This is a genomic window from Evansella vedderi, from assembly GCF_030813435.1.
Lineage (GTDB): Bacteria > Bacillota > Bacilli > Bacillales > Salisediminibacteriaceae > Evansella > Evansella vedderi.
The window spans coordinates 48,638-66,236 of sequence record NZ_JAUSUG010000010.1 but is presented as its reverse complement, the minus strand read 5'-3'; the positions used below and the strand labels follow the sequence as shown (position 1 = coordinate 66,236).

The 17,599-nt window shown below is 37.1% G+C and carries 18 protein-coding genes and 1 pseudogene; 8 read left to right on the top strand and 11 right to left on the bottom strand.

Going from position 1 to position 17,599, the window contains the following annotated elements; genetic code table 11:
• Window positions 1-134: 134 nt before the first annotated feature.
• Window positions 135-359: pseudogene (locus J2S74_RS13155) on the top strand (transposase); the annotation flags it as partial.
• Window positions 360-818: 459 nt separating this feature from the next.
• Window positions 819-1,754 (top strand): SDR family oxidoreductase, encoded by a 936-nt coding sequence (locus tag J2S74_RS13150; protein WP_307326253.1) that lies wholly within the window; start codon window positions 819-821, stop codon window positions 1,752-1,754.
• Between the two features lie 182 nt (window positions 1,755-1,936).
• On the opposite strand, the gene J2S74_RS13145 is transcribed toward J2S74_RS13150, so the two are convergent.
• Together J2S74_RS13145 and J2S74_RS13140 are read right to left on the bottom strand one after the other, a co-directional pair.
• Window positions 1,937-3,232, bottom strand: coding sequence for a YheC/YheD family endospore coat-associated protein (locus J2S74_RS13145; RefSeq protein ID WP_307326252.1), 1,296 nt, complete (start codon window positions 3,230-3,232; stop codon window positions 1,937-1,939).
• A 167-nt stretch (window positions 3,233-3,399) separates the two neighbouring features.
• Window positions 3,400-4,779, bottom strand: a complete 1,380-nt coding sequence (locus tag J2S74_RS13140; protein ID WP_307326251.1) for an MFS transporter — start codon at window positions 4,777-4,779, stop codon at window positions 3,400-3,402.
• A 285-nt stretch (window positions 4,780-5,064) separates the two neighbouring features.
• Here J2S74_RS13140 and J2S74_RS13135 point away from each other — a divergent pair, with 285 nt between their 5' ends.
• The gene (locus J2S74_RS13135; RefSeq protein ID WP_307326250.1) at window positions 5,065-5,538 is read left to right on the top strand and encodes a hypothetical protein; all 474 of its coding nucleotides are present in this window, start codon (window positions 5,065-5,067) and stop codon (window positions 5,536-5,538) included.
• Window positions 5,539-5,665: 127 nt separating this feature from the next.
• Complete coding sequence (locus J2S74_RS13130) at window positions 5,666-6,316, top strand: glycoside hydrolase domain-containing protein (RefSeq protein WP_307326249.1); 651 nt, start codon at window positions 5,666-5,668, stop codon at window positions 6,314-6,316.
• 100 nt (window positions 6,317-6,416) lie between these two features.
• On the opposite strand, the gene J2S74_RS13125 is transcribed toward J2S74_RS13130, so the two are convergent.
• The gene (locus tag J2S74_RS13125) at window positions 6,417-6,512 is read right to left on the bottom strand and encodes a YjcZ family sporulation protein (protein WP_307326248.1); all 96 of its coding nucleotides are present in this window, start codon (window positions 6,510-6,512) and stop codon (window positions 6,417-6,419) included.
• Between the two features lie 218 nt (window positions 6,513-6,730).
• Between J2S74_RS13125 and J2S74_RS13120 the strand changes: the two genes are divergently transcribed.
• Complete coding sequence (locus J2S74_RS13120) at window positions 6,731-6,880, top strand: hypothetical protein (RefSeq protein WP_307326247.1); 150 nt, start codon at window positions 6,731-6,733, stop codon at window positions 6,878-6,880.
• 360 nt (window positions 6,881-7,240) lie between these two features.
• Here the strand turns inward: J2S74_RS13120 and J2S74_RS13115 are convergent, their stop codons facing one another.
• The 5 genes from J2S74_RS13115 to J2S74_RS13095 all read right to left on the bottom strand — a co-directional run bounded on the left by J2S74_RS13115 (window position 7,241) and on the right by J2S74_RS13095 (window position 10,961).
• Window positions 7,241-8,449 carry a TIGR04053 family radical SAM/SPASM domain-containing protein gene (locus tag J2S74_RS13115; RefSeq protein WP_307326246.1) on the bottom strand — a complete coding sequence of 403 codons (1,209 nt, stop codon included), beginning with the start codon at window positions 8,447-8,449 and terminating at the stop codon, window positions 7,241-7,243.
• 319 nt (window positions 8,450-8,768) lie between these two features.
• Window positions 8,769-9,236, bottom strand: a complete 468-nt coding sequence (locus J2S74_RS13110) for a hypothetical protein (RefSeq protein ID WP_307326245.1) — start codon at window positions 9,234-9,236, stop codon at window positions 8,769-8,771.
• Window positions 9,237-9,416: 180 nt separating this feature from the next.
• Window positions 9,417-9,506 carry a YjcZ family sporulation protein gene (locus tag J2S74_RS13105; RefSeq protein WP_307326244.1) on the bottom strand — a complete coding sequence of 30 codons (90 nt, stop codon included), beginning with the start codon at window positions 9,504-9,506 and terminating at the stop codon, window positions 9,417-9,419.
• Between the two features lie 140 nt (window positions 9,507-9,646).
• Window positions 9,647-9,763, bottom strand: coding sequence for a sporulation protein YjcZ (gene yjcZ, locus J2S74_RS13100; protein ID WP_307326243.1), 117 nt, complete (start codon window positions 9,761-9,763; stop codon window positions 9,647-9,649).
• A 301-nt stretch (window positions 9,764-10,064) separates the two neighbouring features.
• Window positions 10,065-10,961, bottom strand: a complete 897-nt coding sequence (locus tag J2S74_RS13095) for a LysR family transcriptional regulator (protein ID WP_307326242.1) — start codon at window positions 10,959-10,961, stop codon at window positions 10,065-10,067.
• A gap of 144 nt (window positions 10,962-11,105) precedes the next feature.
• Here J2S74_RS13095 and J2S74_RS13090 point away from each other — a divergent pair, with 144 nt between their 5' ends.
• The 3 genes from J2S74_RS13090 (at window position 11,106) to J2S74_RS13080 (ending at window position 14,567) form a co-directional block, all read left to right on the top strand.
• Window positions 11,106-13,286, top strand: coding sequence for a malate synthase G (locus J2S74_RS13090; protein WP_307326241.1), 2,181 nt, complete (start codon window positions 11,106-11,108; stop codon window positions 13,284-13,286).
• Window positions 13,287-13,466: 180 nt separating this feature from the next.
• Window positions 13,467-13,715, top strand: a complete 249-nt coding sequence (locus J2S74_RS13085) for a hypothetical protein (protein ID WP_307326240.1) — start codon at window positions 13,467-13,469, stop codon at window positions 13,713-13,715.
• Window positions 13,716-14,567, top strand: coding sequence for a cytochrome-c peroxidase (locus J2S74_RS13080; RefSeq protein ID WP_307326376.1), 852 nt, complete (start codon window positions 13,716-13,718; stop codon window positions 14,565-14,567).
• A 74-nt stretch (window positions 14,568-14,641) separates the two neighbouring features.
• On the opposite strand, the gene sda is transcribed toward J2S74_RS13080, so the two are convergent.
• From sda to J2S74_RS13065, 3 genes are all read right to left on the bottom strand, one after another.
• A complete protein-coding gene (sda, locus tag J2S74_RS13075; RefSeq protein WP_307326239.1) occupies window positions 14,642-14,776 on the bottom strand; it encodes a sporulation histidine kinase inhibitor Sda in 135 nt (44 codons plus the stop codon).
• 235 nt (window positions 14,777-15,011) lie between these two features.
• Window positions 15,012-15,728, bottom strand: coding sequence for a nucleotidyltransferase domain-containing protein (locus J2S74_RS13070; RefSeq protein WP_307326238.1), 717 nt, complete (start codon window positions 15,726-15,728; stop codon window positions 15,012-15,014).
• A gap of 324 nt (window positions 15,729-16,052) precedes the next feature.
• Window positions 16,053-17,405 carry a cytochrome P450 gene (locus J2S74_RS13065; RefSeq protein ID WP_307326237.1) on the bottom strand — a complete coding sequence of 451 codons (1,353 nt, stop codon included), beginning with the start codon at window positions 17,403-17,405 and terminating at the stop codon, window positions 16,053-16,055.
• Window positions 17,406-17,599 lie beyond the last annotated feature (194 nt).

Below are 17,599 nucleotides of genomic sequence, written 5' to 3'. Positions count from 1 at the left end.
TTCTTTACTTTGATAAACATCATATCCATTCACTCCCAAAAGTAGAAGTTCCTCTTTTAGTTTCAATATATGAAAAAAATATCTTAATGTATAGATAGATACCCTTAAGCAATCCTTTATATCAACCGAATTCTAACAAGGCTGCTTATAGTGTTTTATGTATTAATACAGACAGAATAAAAGGTATTCTTTGCATTAGGATTGGTGAAAATGAAAGTGCAAGTTTCTGGTTAGGAGTTTGTACAGAACTGAAGAATAGAGGTGAGGAATATATCCTCACTGCCTGTAAGGACTGGAGCTCCGGCTTTTCCGGAATCATTAATTCTGTCGTTCCTCAAACAGAGAATCAACCAGCAATAAAATAAAGAAGAAAATTAAAAAAAATTAATTAAAATAGCTCGGTTCAGGTGTGTAAACCGAGCTATTTTGATAGTGATTTGACCGCAAATTGAGTACAAAGACAGTTAAAAATTGAGCCTACATTTTTTATTGTAATTACAACTTTGGATAGGCTACGGAACCCATTAAGATTATTTTGTAGCCTTTATTATGATATTTTTATTGTTAAAACGAGTCACAGTTTAGTTGCCAATTAACCTGTCAATAAAGATTTTCTACTCAAAAACTTAACCCGTTATCCATAGGGGGATATGTCTTTTGCTTTATAAGGTAGATCAAGGACGTAAGGAATAAATGGATGAGTGGGGAACGGAACATGTACCAAGTTAATAAGCCTGTCCTGCTTATGAATTGCTCACAGTTTCTAATAATTTTCATAAAATACTTTGTAACTTTATTGACTATGGGGAGGGAAACGGGTGACTACCTATCTTGTAACCGGAGGGGCTGGATTTATTGGATCAAATATTGCTCATGCTCTTTTGAACAATGGGGAAAAGGTAAAAGTTCTAGATAACTTCAGTACAGGTAAAATGGAAAATATATGTAGTTTTCTCAATGATATTGAACTGATTGAAGGAGATTTTACTGACGAAGAAACAGTGGAAAAAGCGTTGAAAGGGATTGACATTATTTTCCACCAAGGGGCTATACCTTCTGTACCTAAATCCATAAAAAATCCTCTAGATTCAAATCATGCTAATGTAACGGGAACGCTACTTTTGCTACAAGGAGCTGTAAAGAATAAGGTTAGCCGATTTATTTATGCAGCATCCTCCTCTGCGTACGGGAATACAGATGTTCTTCCCAAAAAAGAAGATATGCAAGGGAGCCCAATGTCTCCATATGCTGTAAGTAAATATGCAGGAGAACATTATTGCAAAGCTTATCATGAAATACACGGTTTAGAAACTATATCCTTACGCTATTTTAATGTGTTTGGTCCAAAGCAAGACCCTTATTCGGAGTATGCGGCAGTTATTCCAAAATTCATCGATAAAATGCTACGGAACGAATCACCGACAATTTTTGGTGATGGTACGCAGTCCAGAGACTTTACTTACATTGATAATGTTGTTTCAGCTAACCTTTTAGCAGCTGAAGCACCTAAGCTAAGTGGAAACGTTGTGAATATCGGTTGTGGTCAAAGGTATGATTTAAATTATCTAGTTACTTCTATTAATAATATACTAGAAAAGAATGTTCGTCCGAATTACCAAGAGGGGCGAGTAGGGGATGTAAAGCATTCACTTGCTGATATTCAACTAGCAAAACACCTCCTAAATTATGAACCATTGGTTTCATTTGAAGAAGGTTTACGAAAGACCATTAAGTGGTACAAAAAGTTTATATAAAATAACATATTATCGTTAACAATCAAAAAACGTTATCTATCCCCTTGTATTAACAAGATTGTAAGATTAGAAAAAGCAATAGACTTTTGGATATATCTTTAAAGTCTGTTGCTTTTTCCCTCTTTATTTTAAGTACCTATTCAATAATTATGGCATAAATGGTGGGATAACCCGACAAGAATTCAAAAACCAGCAAGTTTTTTAACATATAATAAATTAGTCTTGATAGTATCGTAATAAAGTTTACGGTTTCCTGCATCTAAAGCAATTGTCTTATCCCCAAGAAAGTTAACTTCAATTAGCCATACCTTACTATTTTTGTCTATTCCTAAATCTAAGGCAAGTTCACAATAAGAGGAACCAAATACCTTTTCTACTCCTTTGGCAATTTCATGAGCAAGAGTTGAAATGTGTCTTCTCATCTTTCGAACCTCTGGATCAGTTAAGTTCCACTTTCTTTTCAGCGTTATTTCTCCCATTTCAGCAATACCTCCCGATGAAATATTGCTTACAATGCTCCTTTTTCTTCCACGTTTACTAATGAATCCAACATCATCCCATTCACCATTCACTTTTTTTAAGATGATCAAACGAAAATCAATTTTCCGACCTTTTTCCGACATTAGCGGTATACTTTGTTGGATAATATAAGATTTCGGTTTCAACTTTGTCTTTAAAAATGTTTTTAGCTGTGATGCACTTAGTAGAGAACGCTCCACCTTTGTTTTTCCATCTCTCCATCTAACGTGGAAGTAATGGTGTTTTTTTGTAATTTTTATAATACCTCTGCCAGATGATCCATTGATAGATTTTATAAAAACTTTATTATGCCGACGGAGTAATTCATGGATGTCCTTAGGGTTATGATAAAGGACTGTTTTGGGTAAGTGATTTTTGATAGTTGCTAGAGTGCTTAGTTTTTTATAAACGAACCATTTATTATATCTTCGATGGTTGGCTATCTTACGTCCATAAATAGAAAAAAGAGGATGTTTATTTGGTAATAAAGTTCTTCTTAATATGGAAGAAGGGTAACAAAATTGACTGTCTACCCACTCTTTCTTTTGAGGGTTGTACATGGCTCCCTTAATAGTTCTTTTTTTTATCCTATTAGATCGAAAGGCTACAAGCATTCCACCTAATTTATTATAATGCCTTGAATATTTTTCTAACCACGCTTTATTTTGCAAAGTCTTTCTCCCTACTAGAATACCAATAAAAGGCCCTAACCAAACCTCTTTTTTATTTGCGAATAGTTCGTAACGATTACAATGGACAATTCCCAAGTAAGAAATGATATTATCGGAAAGAGCAATCTCATTTTCTCGAATTTTATTATCTTCTTTTAGAATAAATCGAATATATCGTAGTCCGAAATGGAAAGTACCACTGCGGGGAATTCTCCATGTGGAAGCTGTCTTCGGATTTACAATCATTGTACCTGAGCTGTGTTTATGAGGAAGAACTTTAAAACGCATCAATTTAACTCCCCTCGTTATTAGTCATTAAACATATTATGCTTCTTTTGTCAGGGGGAATAGGGTTAGTGACCGAAGACAATGATACATTTTCCATGCAGTCCTTTTATGGGAGTAAAAAAATCCAGGATAAAATTGAGGGGAAAACAAGGGGGAAGTAAATGGTTTTATTTCCCCTTGTTATTTTCAAAACCTTTAAAGATAAAGGAGAAAAATAGAAGTGCGGTAATAGATAATAGAGCTAAACCAATAAATAAATTAGCGTAAATGGTGTTTTCCCCATTTTGTGCTAAAGGGTTCAATAGAGTAGAAACATTACTTAAGTCTAAAATAGATCCAAAAACAGCACTGGAAATAGCACCAGCCAAAAAGTTCAGTAAATTGAATAGGCCAATTCCCACCCCTGTTTTTTCCTTAGGGATAATAATTGTTAATAAATTGGCGGTAGAACTTTGGATTAATGGAAATGCAATGTATTGTACTAAAATACAAAGTGCAATAATCCATGGCGGAAATCCAGTAAAGGTAGAAATCAGTATGGTACCAATAATTACTAATGTAAAGCCAATCCTTGTAACAGGATAGCTCCCTTTTCGATCAATCAGCTTTCCGCCGAATTGGCCAATAATTCCTGCAGCCATTGCGCCTGGGAAGAGAAGGAGACCTATTTGGACGGTACTCAATGAATATAAGTCCCTTGCCATAATGGGTATAACGAAAATCATACCAAACATGGCTACTGTCCCTAAGAAACTAGTTATTATTGCGGAAGTATAATAACGATTTTTTAGCATGGAAGGTTGAATAAATGGTTGCTCATAGGTTACCGTTCTCCAACCAAAAAGGAGGGCTGTAACAATAGCAAATACAAGGGCATATAAGCTGCCATCTGTGATGAATAGAAGGAGTCCAGTAATAGACAAAGCTATTAGGACGGCTCCCACAATATCTACTTTTCCGTCCCGTTTTTCTTCATTTGGCAACCATTTTCTTAAGAATGGTATGGCAATGAGGGAAAGGATAGAAAAGATAAATAAAAATCTCCAGTCTAGTGCTCCTCCAACTACTCCCCCTGCAATGGGACCAGCTCCAGAAGCAAAGGCAACAGTTGAAGCAACAATTCCAAAGACTTTTCCCCTTTCGTTTGGCATAAATCGAGCAGGAATTATAAAGGACAAAGCAGGGATAGTGGCCCCTCCCATCGCTTGTAATGTTCTCGCTGCAAGGAGCATTGGGTAGCTCTGGGATAGAAATCCTAACGCAGCACCGCTTGCAAACAAGATAATTCCAATCGTTAATAATGTTTTAATTGGATAAATATCAGCAAGTTTTCCATACATTAACGATCCAATAGCAAATACTAAAATATATCCTGTCATTACCCAGCTAACTTCAGAGGGGAGCAGTCCAAACTCTTCGGCAATGTCCGGGATGGCAACATTAAACATCGTACCATTCATTACAGTAAAAGTGAGAATGATACAAAGTAATAGGGTTAATTTATTTTTTTGCGCTTGTTTTAATGTTGGTGAAGATGTCTCCGTCATAATATACCTCTTTCTCATACATTAAAATGCCATATCATAAAAGAAACGACGGTGGTTACAAGCCAATCCGTCGAAAATAAATATTAATTAATAAACTTTTTATTTTATTTCGGGTGTAGAAATATCTTTTCTTATTTTATAGAAATTTGCTTCCAGTTGTCAATCTAAAACATTAGTGTAAGAAATTCCATTATTTGATTGTTGGGAAAAGGTACCTATTGTTTATAACAAATTTAGTCGTATAATGAACTTGTTATATATCCCCTAGATGAAGGATGAGGAAAAATGAAAAAGTGGGTTAGTGCCATTATTTCAATAGCTTTTATTAGCTATGCAGGATATTTTTTTGCCCAAAATGTTCTTGGTAATACGGATGAAATGTTACGATATTTAGAGAAAACGGAACAATTAACGAACGACTATTTTTCGTTAATGGATCAAGAGCTTTTTGTTGAGTCGGAGGAAGAACTATTTACATTCACTGAGACGGTACTAGTTCCAGGGCTTGAGGAAATTTTAGAAAGGTCTTTAATGATCAGTGAGGGAATAGAGAAGGAGAAGCTAAAAGAAGTTCATGAGATTCATAATGATTCTATTAAGCTTCATATTGAAGCAGAAAAGGCTTGGCTCCGTGGAGAAGATAGCGAAACGCTTTTCGAACAATCGAGTGAGCTTTACTTTGAATATGAAGAGAAGCTTGATTCATTAGCAAAAAAATGGGGCGTTGAAATCGAATGGCAGGATTGGGAAGAAGAGTAAATGAAATCTACAAGCTGTCCTTAACGGGGGCAGCTTTTTTATTAATATTTAAGTGCCTCATACTAAATTCTCATAAGAAACATCTGATCTTTCATACATATAGTAATAGATGAAGGAGGGATGAGGAGTGCCTAATATTATTTGGGGAGTGGATTCGGCAGCGGCTGCCAATCAACAATTATATGATTGTGTGGAAAGTAATTTTGGAAAACCAGATGTATGGGGCAGATATTTGAATACTATACCTAATGTAAGTGAAGGGTTAACAAGGGAAGAAATTGCTTTTTTAAAGGACAGGGGTATTAAAGTGTTACCAATTTACAATAATTTCCGGGAAGCTGTCGGAAGCCAAGCAGGGAGAGTAGCTGCCCAAAATGCAATTTTTAATGCCCAACGCCTTGGTATACGAGAAGGTGTATTCATATTTGCAAACGTGGAACGCTTTTTCAATGTAGATGCTGATTGGATTATTGCTTGGGTGGAACGTTTTTATAACAGTAATTATCGCCCGGGAATATACCATGATCCCACAGAAGGCCCCTTTAATGCCGCTTACTGTGAAGCAATTGGGAGAAGCAATTTAGTAAGGGAACAAACTGTTCTTTGGAGTGCAGAACCTGAGCCTGGTGTAACGACAAAGAGGAATCATCCACGTTTTAACCCTATAACTCCCGATTGTGAAGGGAATGTTTGGGCTTGGCAATATGGTAGGGATGCAGAAGAATGTCCTATTGATACTATATTAGTTCAACGAAGGCTTTATACAGAATTACATTGAATAGACAGCATAAAGAAATGGATGGCCATTCATAACAAAAGGCCATCCATTTTTAATTAAAGGCAAGAAGCTTGCCCCTTTTTGGATGGTCTGCCCTATACTACCAAGTCCAAACTGCTGCTCCGATAATTACAAGCAGGATGAATAGGACTAACACTAAAGCAAACCCACCTGCAAATCCGTGTCCATAATGCATTTCAAGCCCCCTCCTTTCAATTAGGGATAGTACAACTTATGTAAAGAAAGGAGAAAGTGTGTAGGTGAGAGTAGAGAAAAAGAAAAGTTCCATGCAGTATAATTAAATTCTTTAAATGAAAATCATGTAAAGAAAAAATTAGAATAAAATGTATTGAAAAATACAGTTTGAAAACATGTGAAGCTGATGTCTAATTTAGAAAGGGAGTGGTGTAAATAATGAGAATTAGATTATTCAATAAAAAGGGCAAGAAAGAAAATAATAGAGAACATAAAGAAGAAGCCGTTCAACAGTTAATGAAAGGAAAAAAGAGTGGAAAAGTTTACTTAACGAAAGAAGGAGAAAAATTGCTGAACAAATGGAAATAGCAATATGTAAAAAAAGGATGTCCCAAATGAAGCAATATCATTTGGGACAATGCCTTCTTGACATGAGGGAGGGAAGAGCACTTGTACGGACCCCTATTTTCTCTCGTTACCAAGTTGTCACAATTGCAGCCCCAATAATGTCGATCAGGATGAAAGGACGAGCGCTTAGGCAAACCCTCCTGTTCTTGGACGAGAATGGACTGGGCGGTAAGGTTCGTAGTGCCTTATTATTAAATCCCTTTCAAGAGGGATAGTACATGTTATGTTAAGAAAAGCTTGCCCGTATAGTTAATAGACGGGTATAAACTAAAAATGGGTGAGTTTAAAAGTATAACCTTTTGTCACCCGATTGATTATTCATTATATGGTTGAACTATTTTCCTTCTTTCCCAATGCTTCTGGTATATAGACACAAAATGGCTCGCTTTCTAAATAATCACCTGTAACAGCGTAGGTCCTAGAGCGGGAACCACCACATACAAATCTAAATTCACATATACCGCATTTACCTTTATATAAATCTGGGTTGCGAATTTCCTTTAAGACTGGAGATTCTCGATAAATTTCCTTTAATGGCTTTTCCCTTATGTTACCAACTACAATGGGCAATAATCCGCTCGGCATAACATCTCCTGTGTGGGAAACGAAAATAAATCCATTTCCATCGTTTACTCCTTTTGGTGCTCGTTTTAATCCATCGATAAGGTAAGCTGTGTCCGAAATGGAATCTTCATACCGAATGTCCCCTTTATCAATGAGTCTTTCACGGGATTTCTGTTGAATGACCACTCGTCGATAATGCTGTGCAGCAGTTGTTTTAATGTCGTAAGGTGCTGTTTTCCCTAATTCATATAACCACCGGAATACCTTTTCGTGCTCGGCAGGTGTTAAACAGTCATCCATTTGCCCTCTACCAGTTGGTACTAGTAAAAAGATGTACCACATAACTGCTTTTAGTTCCCCTACTAATGCCGCCATTTGCTCCAGACTGTCATAGTTGTATCGGCTAATAACAGTGTTGATTTGCAGCGGCATATTTAATTCGTTTAAGTACTTAATCTTTTCTACTGTTAGGTCAAACGAACCTGATGTTCCTCGGAAGTGATCATGAATTTCTGGCGTTGGGCCATCAAGGCTAATACCCCAGCGTGATAATCCCACTTCCTTTGCCTGCTGCATTTTTTCCTTCGTCACATTATCTGTAGCACTAGGGGTCATGGACACTCGCATTCCTTTTTTCACTGCGTATTCGGAAAGCTCAAAGAGATCTTTCCTCATCATACAGTCTCCCCCTGTAAATACGAGCATAGGATTACCCAGATCGTATATGTCATCAATAAGCTTTATACCTTCTTCATGGGTTAATTCGTTAGGATGAGGCTTCGTTTGTGCATCTGCCCTACAGTGAACGCACTTTAATTCACAGGATCTAGTAACTTCCCAAATGACAATAAAAGGATTTTCATTATAATCAATGGTACTAATTTCATGACCTTGAGGATGGCCGCCAGAATGGGGATACCCATTACTGTGTGGGTGCCTTCCACCGTGTGAATACTTACCATGCATGATTCATCACCGCACTTCATGTATTTTGTTAAACTAACGATAAATATAACTGTAACTTAATTATAAAGTTGCTAAATAGAAGTGCTGATTGTAATTGTTACAATATATGTACAAATCGTTTACAGTCCTGTGAATATTTCTCCCCCTTAACGCAAAAAGCTCTCCCTTTTAGTTTTGTTGGAGAACTTTTTCAGTACTTAATCTTCCTCTTCCTTAAATTCTGTAAAGAAATAGATGAATATAATGATAGAAATTCCAATAATAAACGATGTAATTTTACCTGTTTTTATAGCAGGTATATCCGTTAAAGGCATTTATTTCACCTCTTCCTCTTCCTTTTCCTTTTATACTTATTAACTACCTTAGGGTCTAGGTCGAAATACTTACACACCAATTTATGAAAATTATCTAGGTAATTATTAAAATCAGGAATTTTCGGGGTAACACGTGGGAGACCTAATATAGGCCCACCGCAATTAATTGTAAATCCATCTGGAGTTAAGGCACTTCCAGTTACATTAAATTGATCCAGAATTAATAATTTAGCAATGATAATATTTAATAAACTAATGATTAAATTTACAATTGGATTGCCTGTTGGACTCTCGATTCTCCTTAAACCAGTAATTGGGCCGGCTAAAGTGACCCGAAAGCCGTGAGGTGTTACAAATATCCCCATAATCGTAATTTGACCAGTGAGTAATAAAATAGCTGTGATTATGGCGAGGTTTCGATGGATGTTCCTGACGATTTCGATTGTTTGCTGTTCATTGTATGATTTTGCCAACATCACCACACCCTCTAACAATATCCTATTCAAAAAAGGATTTAAACGTTCAAAATAAAGCCCATAGAAAGTACATTTTCTATGGGCTTTAATTGTATTTAATATGTAAAATAGAGGGGTATCTCAAAAGGTTAAAAACATACCTTTTAAGACCCCCCTTCCTTTTAAGTCTATTTTAGACTAAATGCCATATCCAAGTCCTACCGCACCGATAATTACTAAGAGGATGAACAGCACTAACACTAACGCGAAACCACCTGCGAAATGCATTCTTTTCAACCTCCTTATAAATTTGACTTAGGGAGAAGCTAATGTTACTCCCTTATTAATACTCTATGCTTCTGCGTGGACTCTGTTCAGATGTTCGCCCTGATTCTTAAATAATATTGATAAATGGGCGTTTTTAATGATTAGTAATAGCCGTAGCCGCCTCCAACAGCTAAAGCGCCAATAATTACTAAAAGAATGAACACCACTAATACAAATGCAAATCCACTGACTAAAGTGTCTGCGTGTTTGTGTGACATCTCTGTAAATCCTCCTTTATAAAAATGAAAAGGGGCTTTGATGACAACGTTGAGAAATCACCCTTTTAATACTACGCTATGACACAGTTTTCCCTTTGACTGTGCAGGAGTCTAGATTATGCTAATTAGAGCCAGTACTTTTAGTGTTGAATTTGTTTATATTGCTATTTTCAAACGAAGTTGATTGGAGCGTAAGGCACGAGCTGTCTCGGGTGTGCCTGGAGCGTAAATCAACATCCAGAGTCAAAGAAATAAGTTTTCATTTATCGTGGTGTCTGACATGGGAGTTTTGTACACGCTCTTATAATTCATGATCTTTTAAATAATGTTTGGCTATGGATATAAATTCTCTGACTGCAAATGGTTGATATTTGTTTCGTTTCCAAATTACCCCTAATTCTAAAGGGATATTACAATCAGTGATAGGAAGTGCTTTTATATTTGGATGGTTGATGTTCTGAGCTATCTTACTTGGTAGTAATGCAACTCCAAGCTTTGCACTAACCATTTCCATCATAAAATCTCTCTGGGAGCTTTCACATACAATAGTGGGGTGAAAATTTCTCTTAAGGAATTCCTCCTGTATTCGATCGTGTAAGGAAAAATCCTTACGATATAAAATGAAGGATTGATCAACAAGATCGTCAAGATAAACTTCCTGTTTGGTTACTAAAGGGTTTTCACTATGAACAACCAACATCAGAGGGTCTTTGAGCAACTCAAGGACCTCAAAGTTATCCTGTTGGATGGGAATGTTGCACACTAGGCCAATATCGAGGGAACCATCATCAATTCCTTCCTTTATTAATTTGGATCCAACTTCAGTGAGTGTTATATTAATAGCTGGGTAAGCTTCTTTATAGGAGCTTATTAATCTAGGAAAGAATGCGGCACCAATAATAGGTGGTATACCGATTTTTATTTCCCCTTTTTTGAGTTCCATTATATCTGATAACTCATATGTTAAATTTCGGAAGGATTCCAGTACATGTTTCGTATTGATTAATACAGCTTCCCCAACATCTGTTAATTCCAGTTTTTTAGAAGATCGATAAAAAAGGGGGACACCAAGTTCGTTTTCTAAGTTTTTGATGGATTTGCTTAAGGACGGCTGCGAGACGTGTAAATTAGAAGCGGCCTTGGTAAAACTTAACTCCTTTGCAACTTCAGCAAAATACTCCAATTGACGTATATCCATAGCATTCACCTACCTATAACCAAAAGGCATATTGTTCATTCGAAATATGTATTTAGTGTATTTTACTTTTTATTATAAAATAGACTCATAGAAAAATATACCCAGAACGAAAAGTAGTTTTTTAGAAAATGAGGAGGGAATAAATTGAGTCAATATGTAAAAGTAGGTAACCTGCAAGTAGCACAAGAACTCTATGATTTCATTAACTTAAAAGCAATTCCTGGGACAGGAGTATCAAGTGAAGGTTTCTGGTCTTCTTTCGACCAACTAGTTCAAGAGTTAACGCCTAAAAATAAGGAATTATTAGAAAAACGTGAGGATATTCAACGACAAATTGATGCTTGGCACAAGCATAATCAAGGAAAATTAGATTTTGAAAAATACAAAGGATTTTTACAGGAAATTGGCTATTTAGAACCTAGAGTGGAAGATTTTAAGGTTACAACGGATCATGTGGATGATGAGGTAGCCAATATTGCCGGTCCACAGTTAGTCGTTCCCGTAAATAATGCCCGCTATGCCCTTAATGCAGCTAATGCAAGATGGGGGAGCCTGTATGATGCCCTCTATGGTACAGATGCTATTAGTGAAGAGGACGGTGCAGAGCAAGGGAATTCCTATAACCCTCGCCGGGGTGAAAAAGTTATTAGCTTTGCAAGGGATTTCTTAGACGAGACAGTTCCGTTGGCAAATGGTTCTTACAAGGCTGTTGCAGCTTATATGGTAAGGGATGGAGAGCTGGTTGTTTCCTTACAAAATGGGGAAACTACTAGTCTTAAGAATTCTAGCCAATTTATTGGTTACAATGGGGAGAAATCTGCACCTGAATCCATATTATTAAAAAATAATGGATTACATCTTGAAATTCAAATTGATGGAGATCATCCCATTGGAAAAACAGATGCTGCTGGTGTTAAGGATATTTTAGTGGAATCGGCATTAACAACGATTATGGACTGTGAGGACTCTGTAACAGCTGTTGATGCTGAAGACAAAGTACTTGTTTATACGAATTTACTAGGTCTAATGAAAGGTGATTTAGAAGCTAGCTTTACAAAGGGTGGAAAAACAGTTACCCGCAAGCTGAATCCGGACCGAATCTACAAGGCTCCTAATGGAGAAGAGGTTGAGTTAACAGGGCGGTCATTAATTTTTGTCCGTAATGTGGGTCACTTAATGACAACGAATGCGATCTTAACGGGGGACGGAGAGGAAATTCCAGAGGGGATCATGGACACTGTGATCACCGGTCTTATTGCTAAGCATGATCTGATAGGCAACGGAACGTTTAGAAATTCAAGAGAGGGCTCCGTTTATATTGTTAAACCGAAGATGCATGGTTCGAAAGAGGTGGCCTTTGCCAACGAGTTATTTAATCGAGTGGAGGATATGGTTGGCTTAGAGCGTAACACCCTAAAAATTGGCGTTATGGATGAAGAACGGAGAACATCTTTAAACTTAAAAGCGTGTATTAAAGAAGTGAAGGACAGAGTTGTCTTTATTAATACTGGGTTCTTAGATCGTACAGGGGATGAAATGCACACGTCCATGGAAGCGGGCCCAATGATTCGCAAAAGCGACATGAAAGCCTCCACTTGGCTCCAAGCTTATGAGGATTCCAATGTATTAGCTGGATTATCCGCTGGATTCCAAGGGCATGCACAAATTGGAAAAGGTATGTGGGCGATGCCTGATTTAATGAGTGCCATGTTAACCCAGAAAATTGGTCATTTAAAGGCTGGGGCCAATACTGCATGGGTTCCTTCCCCAACTGCAGCAACGTTACACGCCCTTCATTACCATAAAGTAGATGTGAAGGAAGTACAGAAAGAGCTTCTAGAAAAAGTGAATGAAGACTTAACGGATAAGATCCTTGAAATACCTGTCGCTGAGAACCCTGACTGGAGTTCAGAAGAGATACAGCAAGAGCTAGATAATAATGCACAAGGTATTTTAGGGTATGTTGTCCGCTGGGTTGAACATGGAGTAGGTTGCTCCAAAGTACCTGATATTAATAACGTTGCTTTGATGGAAGACCGTGCAACATTACGAATTTCCAGCCAGCACATGGCTAACTGGCTGCATCATGGCATTTGTACGGAAGAGCAAGTGATGGAAACATTGAAGCGCATGGCTAAAGTGGTAGATGAGCAAAATGCGGATGATCCTGATTACAGACCAATGTCTGCTAATTATGAGGACTCTGTGGCGTTCCAAGCAGCATGTGAGTTAGTGTTTAAAGGAACGGAGCAGCCAAGCGGATATACGGAACCAATTTTACACCGCCGCCGAATAGAAGCAAAAGGAAAAATATCGGTTAAGTAATTTAAGATTGTTTTCATTCTTGGGCTCTCACTAATTATTGGATGATTAGTGGGAGCTTTTTGGTGTTCACCATTAGCAGATTAATTGTTAAATATTGTTCACATCATCACATACATTTGCTTCAGTGCAAACTTTATAATAGAAATAGAAAAACTTTTTTAAGTTAGGAGCTTTCTGTTGATGAAAAATAGACTAACCTTGTTCATAATTGTTTTAACAGTAAACTCTATTTTATTTGGCTGTGCAGCATCAGAAAGTAGTATAGTTCAAGAAGTGGGTACCCCAATCGAGAATGATTTGGAAACAGAATCTACTGAGCTTGATCAAATGATTGATCGCCTTCTAACTACAGAGGGACTTGTTCCATTAGGAGAGGTACCGGTACCAGAAGACAACCCCATGACAGAGGAAGTTCTGGAGCTAGGGTAAATATTATTTTTTGATCCACGCCTTTCAGGTAATGATGAAGTAAGTTGTGCAACATGTCATGACCCAGCACTTGGTTATGGTGATGGGAGAGCTACCTTTGAAACGTTTGATGGAGGGGATGGAGCAAGAAACTCTCAAACGATTATTAACTCTGGATATTATACTTCATTTTTCTGGGATGGTCGTTCAGCTTCCCTTGAGGAGCAGGCATTAGGACCGATTCAAGATCCACATGAAATGAATATGCCATTGGATGAGCTTTTGGAAAAACTAAAGGGAATTGAAGGCTATGAGGAGTTATTCTTAGTAGCTTTTGATGATGGTATTACAGAAGAGAACATTGGTAAAGCTCTGGCAGCATTTCAAAGATTAATTGTAGTGAATGATACAGCCTATGATCGATTTTTAAAAGGGGACCGTGAAGCCCTAACAGAGGAAGAGATACGTGGTTTAGATTTGTTTGCTGGAAAGGCTTTTTGTATTACTTGCCATGGCGGTGAGAACTTATCGGATAACATGTATTACAATATCGGTTTAAATTCAGAGGATGAAGGAAGGTATGGAGTAACAAAGGATGATGGTGATTTGGGAAGATTTCGGACGCCAAGTTTATACGGGATTACACATACAGCTCCATATATGCACAATGGAAGCCTAGAAACATTAGAGGATGTTATCCGTTTCTATAATAGGGGCGGAGATGATCACCCTAATAAGAGTATCTTTATGCATATGTTTATGTCAGAAATTAACTTGACTGAAGAGGAAGAAAAAGACCTATTAGCCTTTTTAAGGGTACTTGGGGGAGAACCACCAATCTTCTCAAAGCCTGAATTACCAGGAATGAAATAGAGGGTGACTCGAAAGGTTAGAAACATGCCTTTTGAGTCACCCTCTATTTTTTGTTCTAAATAATGAACGGTTATTTATGTAATAACAGGTGGTTGTAAATTTCGTTTGTGAATTTCAAGTAATACCAGTGTCAAGAATTCTTCCGATAATTTTAACTTAGCTGATAAGAAATATGTTTCAATCAACATTTCGTCAGATAATCTGTCCATAGAAAATAGCTCCTATAATATAGTAGTGATAATATTATATTACCTTAACTGTCCTTCTTTAGACTCTCTTGAAAATGAACATTTTGTGAATAAATGTGAATTTAAACCTATATTTTTGTAGGAGATATATTAAAAAAGTCCTAACAAAAATAAGGGAGGAGCGGTAAAATAGTCGCTCCAACCTTATTTTCATAGTATATGTCATTAAGTAATTTTGTTGTGGGCAGAATGGAAATTATTTTCCTACAGAAAAACCGTGGAATAATCGACCTCCATATGGACTAAGGACTTTATCCGTTAAATCAATAACTTTTTGTTTCTTCCCATTTCTATAAAAATCATCAAAGGCAGAAACGAATTCTTCCGTAAATTGAGGGTCGTATCGTTTCAAAGAACGTACGATCCATTTGGATTCACCAACCCATTGGTAGTTCGTACGTAATACAAATTCATGAATCCATTCTGCCAAAGTATTTGCAATGAAGATTTCTTCTGCCCGGTCTGTTGCACCAATAAAGTCATCTAAGACATCAGTAATAAAGTATCTTTTCGTATCAATTATTTCCTTACTCCACGGTAAAGGGCCCATTTCTAGCATTTGTCTTGCCTCCTGTTTTATGGACGCTATCACTCCCCTGTCAACAATAATCCTTCCTTCAACCACCATCATTTGGTGTGTTGGCATTGCCTGTTCATAATCACTTTTAAAAAATTGTTTGTAGGACGTTAAGTTATTTGCAAAAACTTCAATAGGCCAACCCATAAACAGGAGGGATTCCCGATAGCTCGAACGAAGTTTCCTATCGAAAATAATGATATCTAAATCAGAGGTTTTAGTAGCTTCCCCCCTTATAACACTTCCTGCTAAGAGAGCACCATCACAGTTTGGATAATACTTATATATAAAATGGTTAGCTGCTTCATATGGCTGTAATCGATTTGTATAATTCAACAATAATCCCTTCTTTCAGGTTGTAGAATAAATTATCCTCAACAACTATATATATATGGAAAGGATTCAAGTCCAATTCCTAAAAAGGGTTAGTCGAACTGTAGTGAATTTTGTCGAATAGCACATATAAGCATGAAAATCGCACATACAAGCTTGAAAATCGCACATAGAGAGCAAAAAATCGCACATACAAGCTTGAAATTCGCACATAGAGAGCAAAAAATCGAAACATACAAGCTAATAAATCGCACATAGAGCACTAACTAAGTTAAAAGGAGTGTCAAAAGGAATTTCCATAACCTTTTTGACACTCCATAGATTTTTTTAATCGTTTATATTCCTTTTTTCCACAACCATTCGCAACTCACCTTTAGGCCTTAATGTAATTAAAGGCTGAGGTTTCACTTCAGGGTGATTAGGAGCTAGCTTTACCTTATAATGCTGTGCAATACATGCCAAAACAAGAACAGCTTCCATTAAGGCAAAGTGGTTTCCAATACAAATCCTCGGTCCGCCTCCGAAAGGGAAATACGTATACGGGGGAAGGGAGTCTGGTGGGCTATTCTCAAACCTTTCAGGTATAAATTCGTCAGGGTGAGTAAAGTAATCTTCACGTCGATGCATAACATATTGACTAATAAAAACCATATCTCCCTTTTTAAGAAGATAGTCTCCTAATGGAACATCCTCATCTACCTGGCGCCCAATCATATAAGCTGGAGGATACAAGCGAAGAGATTCGTGAATAATATTTTGCGTATAGGTTAGTTTCTTGTAGTGCTCCGGTTTTAGTTCCCCATTACCTATGACACGGTCAACTTCCTTGTGTAACTTCTTTTGTACCCTTTGGTGTTGAGAAAGTAAATATAGCGTCCATGATAAAGCGTTTGCTGTTGTTTCATGTCCAGCCAAAAAGATGGTCATTAATTCATCACGGAGTTGCTTATCTGTCATCCCAACTCTATTATTCTCGTCCCGTGCTTTCATTAGGACTCCAAGGAGGTCATCTGAAGTGACCTTTGATTGTCGACGTTGATCAATAATACTATAAAGTACGCTATCAAGCTCCTTTATCGCTTTTTTGTACTGTCGGTTTGTTTTGGTTGGAATCCATAGTGGTGATGGTAGAATAGACCTCATTCTTTTGATGGCTAGTTTCATGACGTTTTCTATTGGTGTACCAATGATGTCATATCCTTTTGTAAATTCCATATTGAACATTGTCTTCGAAATAATTCCCAGGGTAATGTTCATCATATCTTCTGTTATCATTCTTTCTTCGCCGTCTTCCCATCTATCAAGATAAGCTTTCGTTGTATCTATCATATCTTGAGCATATTGACCAATATGCTTTTGTTGAAAACTTGGTTGGATCAGTCTCCTTTGCTTCAAATGGTGATCCTTTTCACTTGTAAGGAGACCTTCCCCAATAATTGGTTTCAACATAGTTAAATCCCTGGATTTAACAAAATACCGTTGTTTTGTTACTAGAACTTCCTTAATTAATTTCGGATCTGATACTAAAAAAACTTTTTGAAATGGACCGAAACGGAAATAAGCGACCTCACCATAATCTTCTAATAAATTTCTGAAAAATAGGAGAGGATTTCTTTGAAATTCTTCTAGAGAACCAACAAAAAACTTCCCTTTGGGTCCCGGGGGGAGCTGTTGCTTCATTTATAACCCTCCTCACAAACTTGTTCTAAAAACAGACTATGTGAGGTAGGGGAGAATGCTTGTACAGAAGTGGAAGGAGACGGAAATTGAGGAATTTGTCATGTTGGTCGAAAATACATTTTTTGAACTTATGTTTAGCCAATGTATATACATAATGTATAAGCTTGGTTGAAAGAAATCTAAGGAAAGGAAGA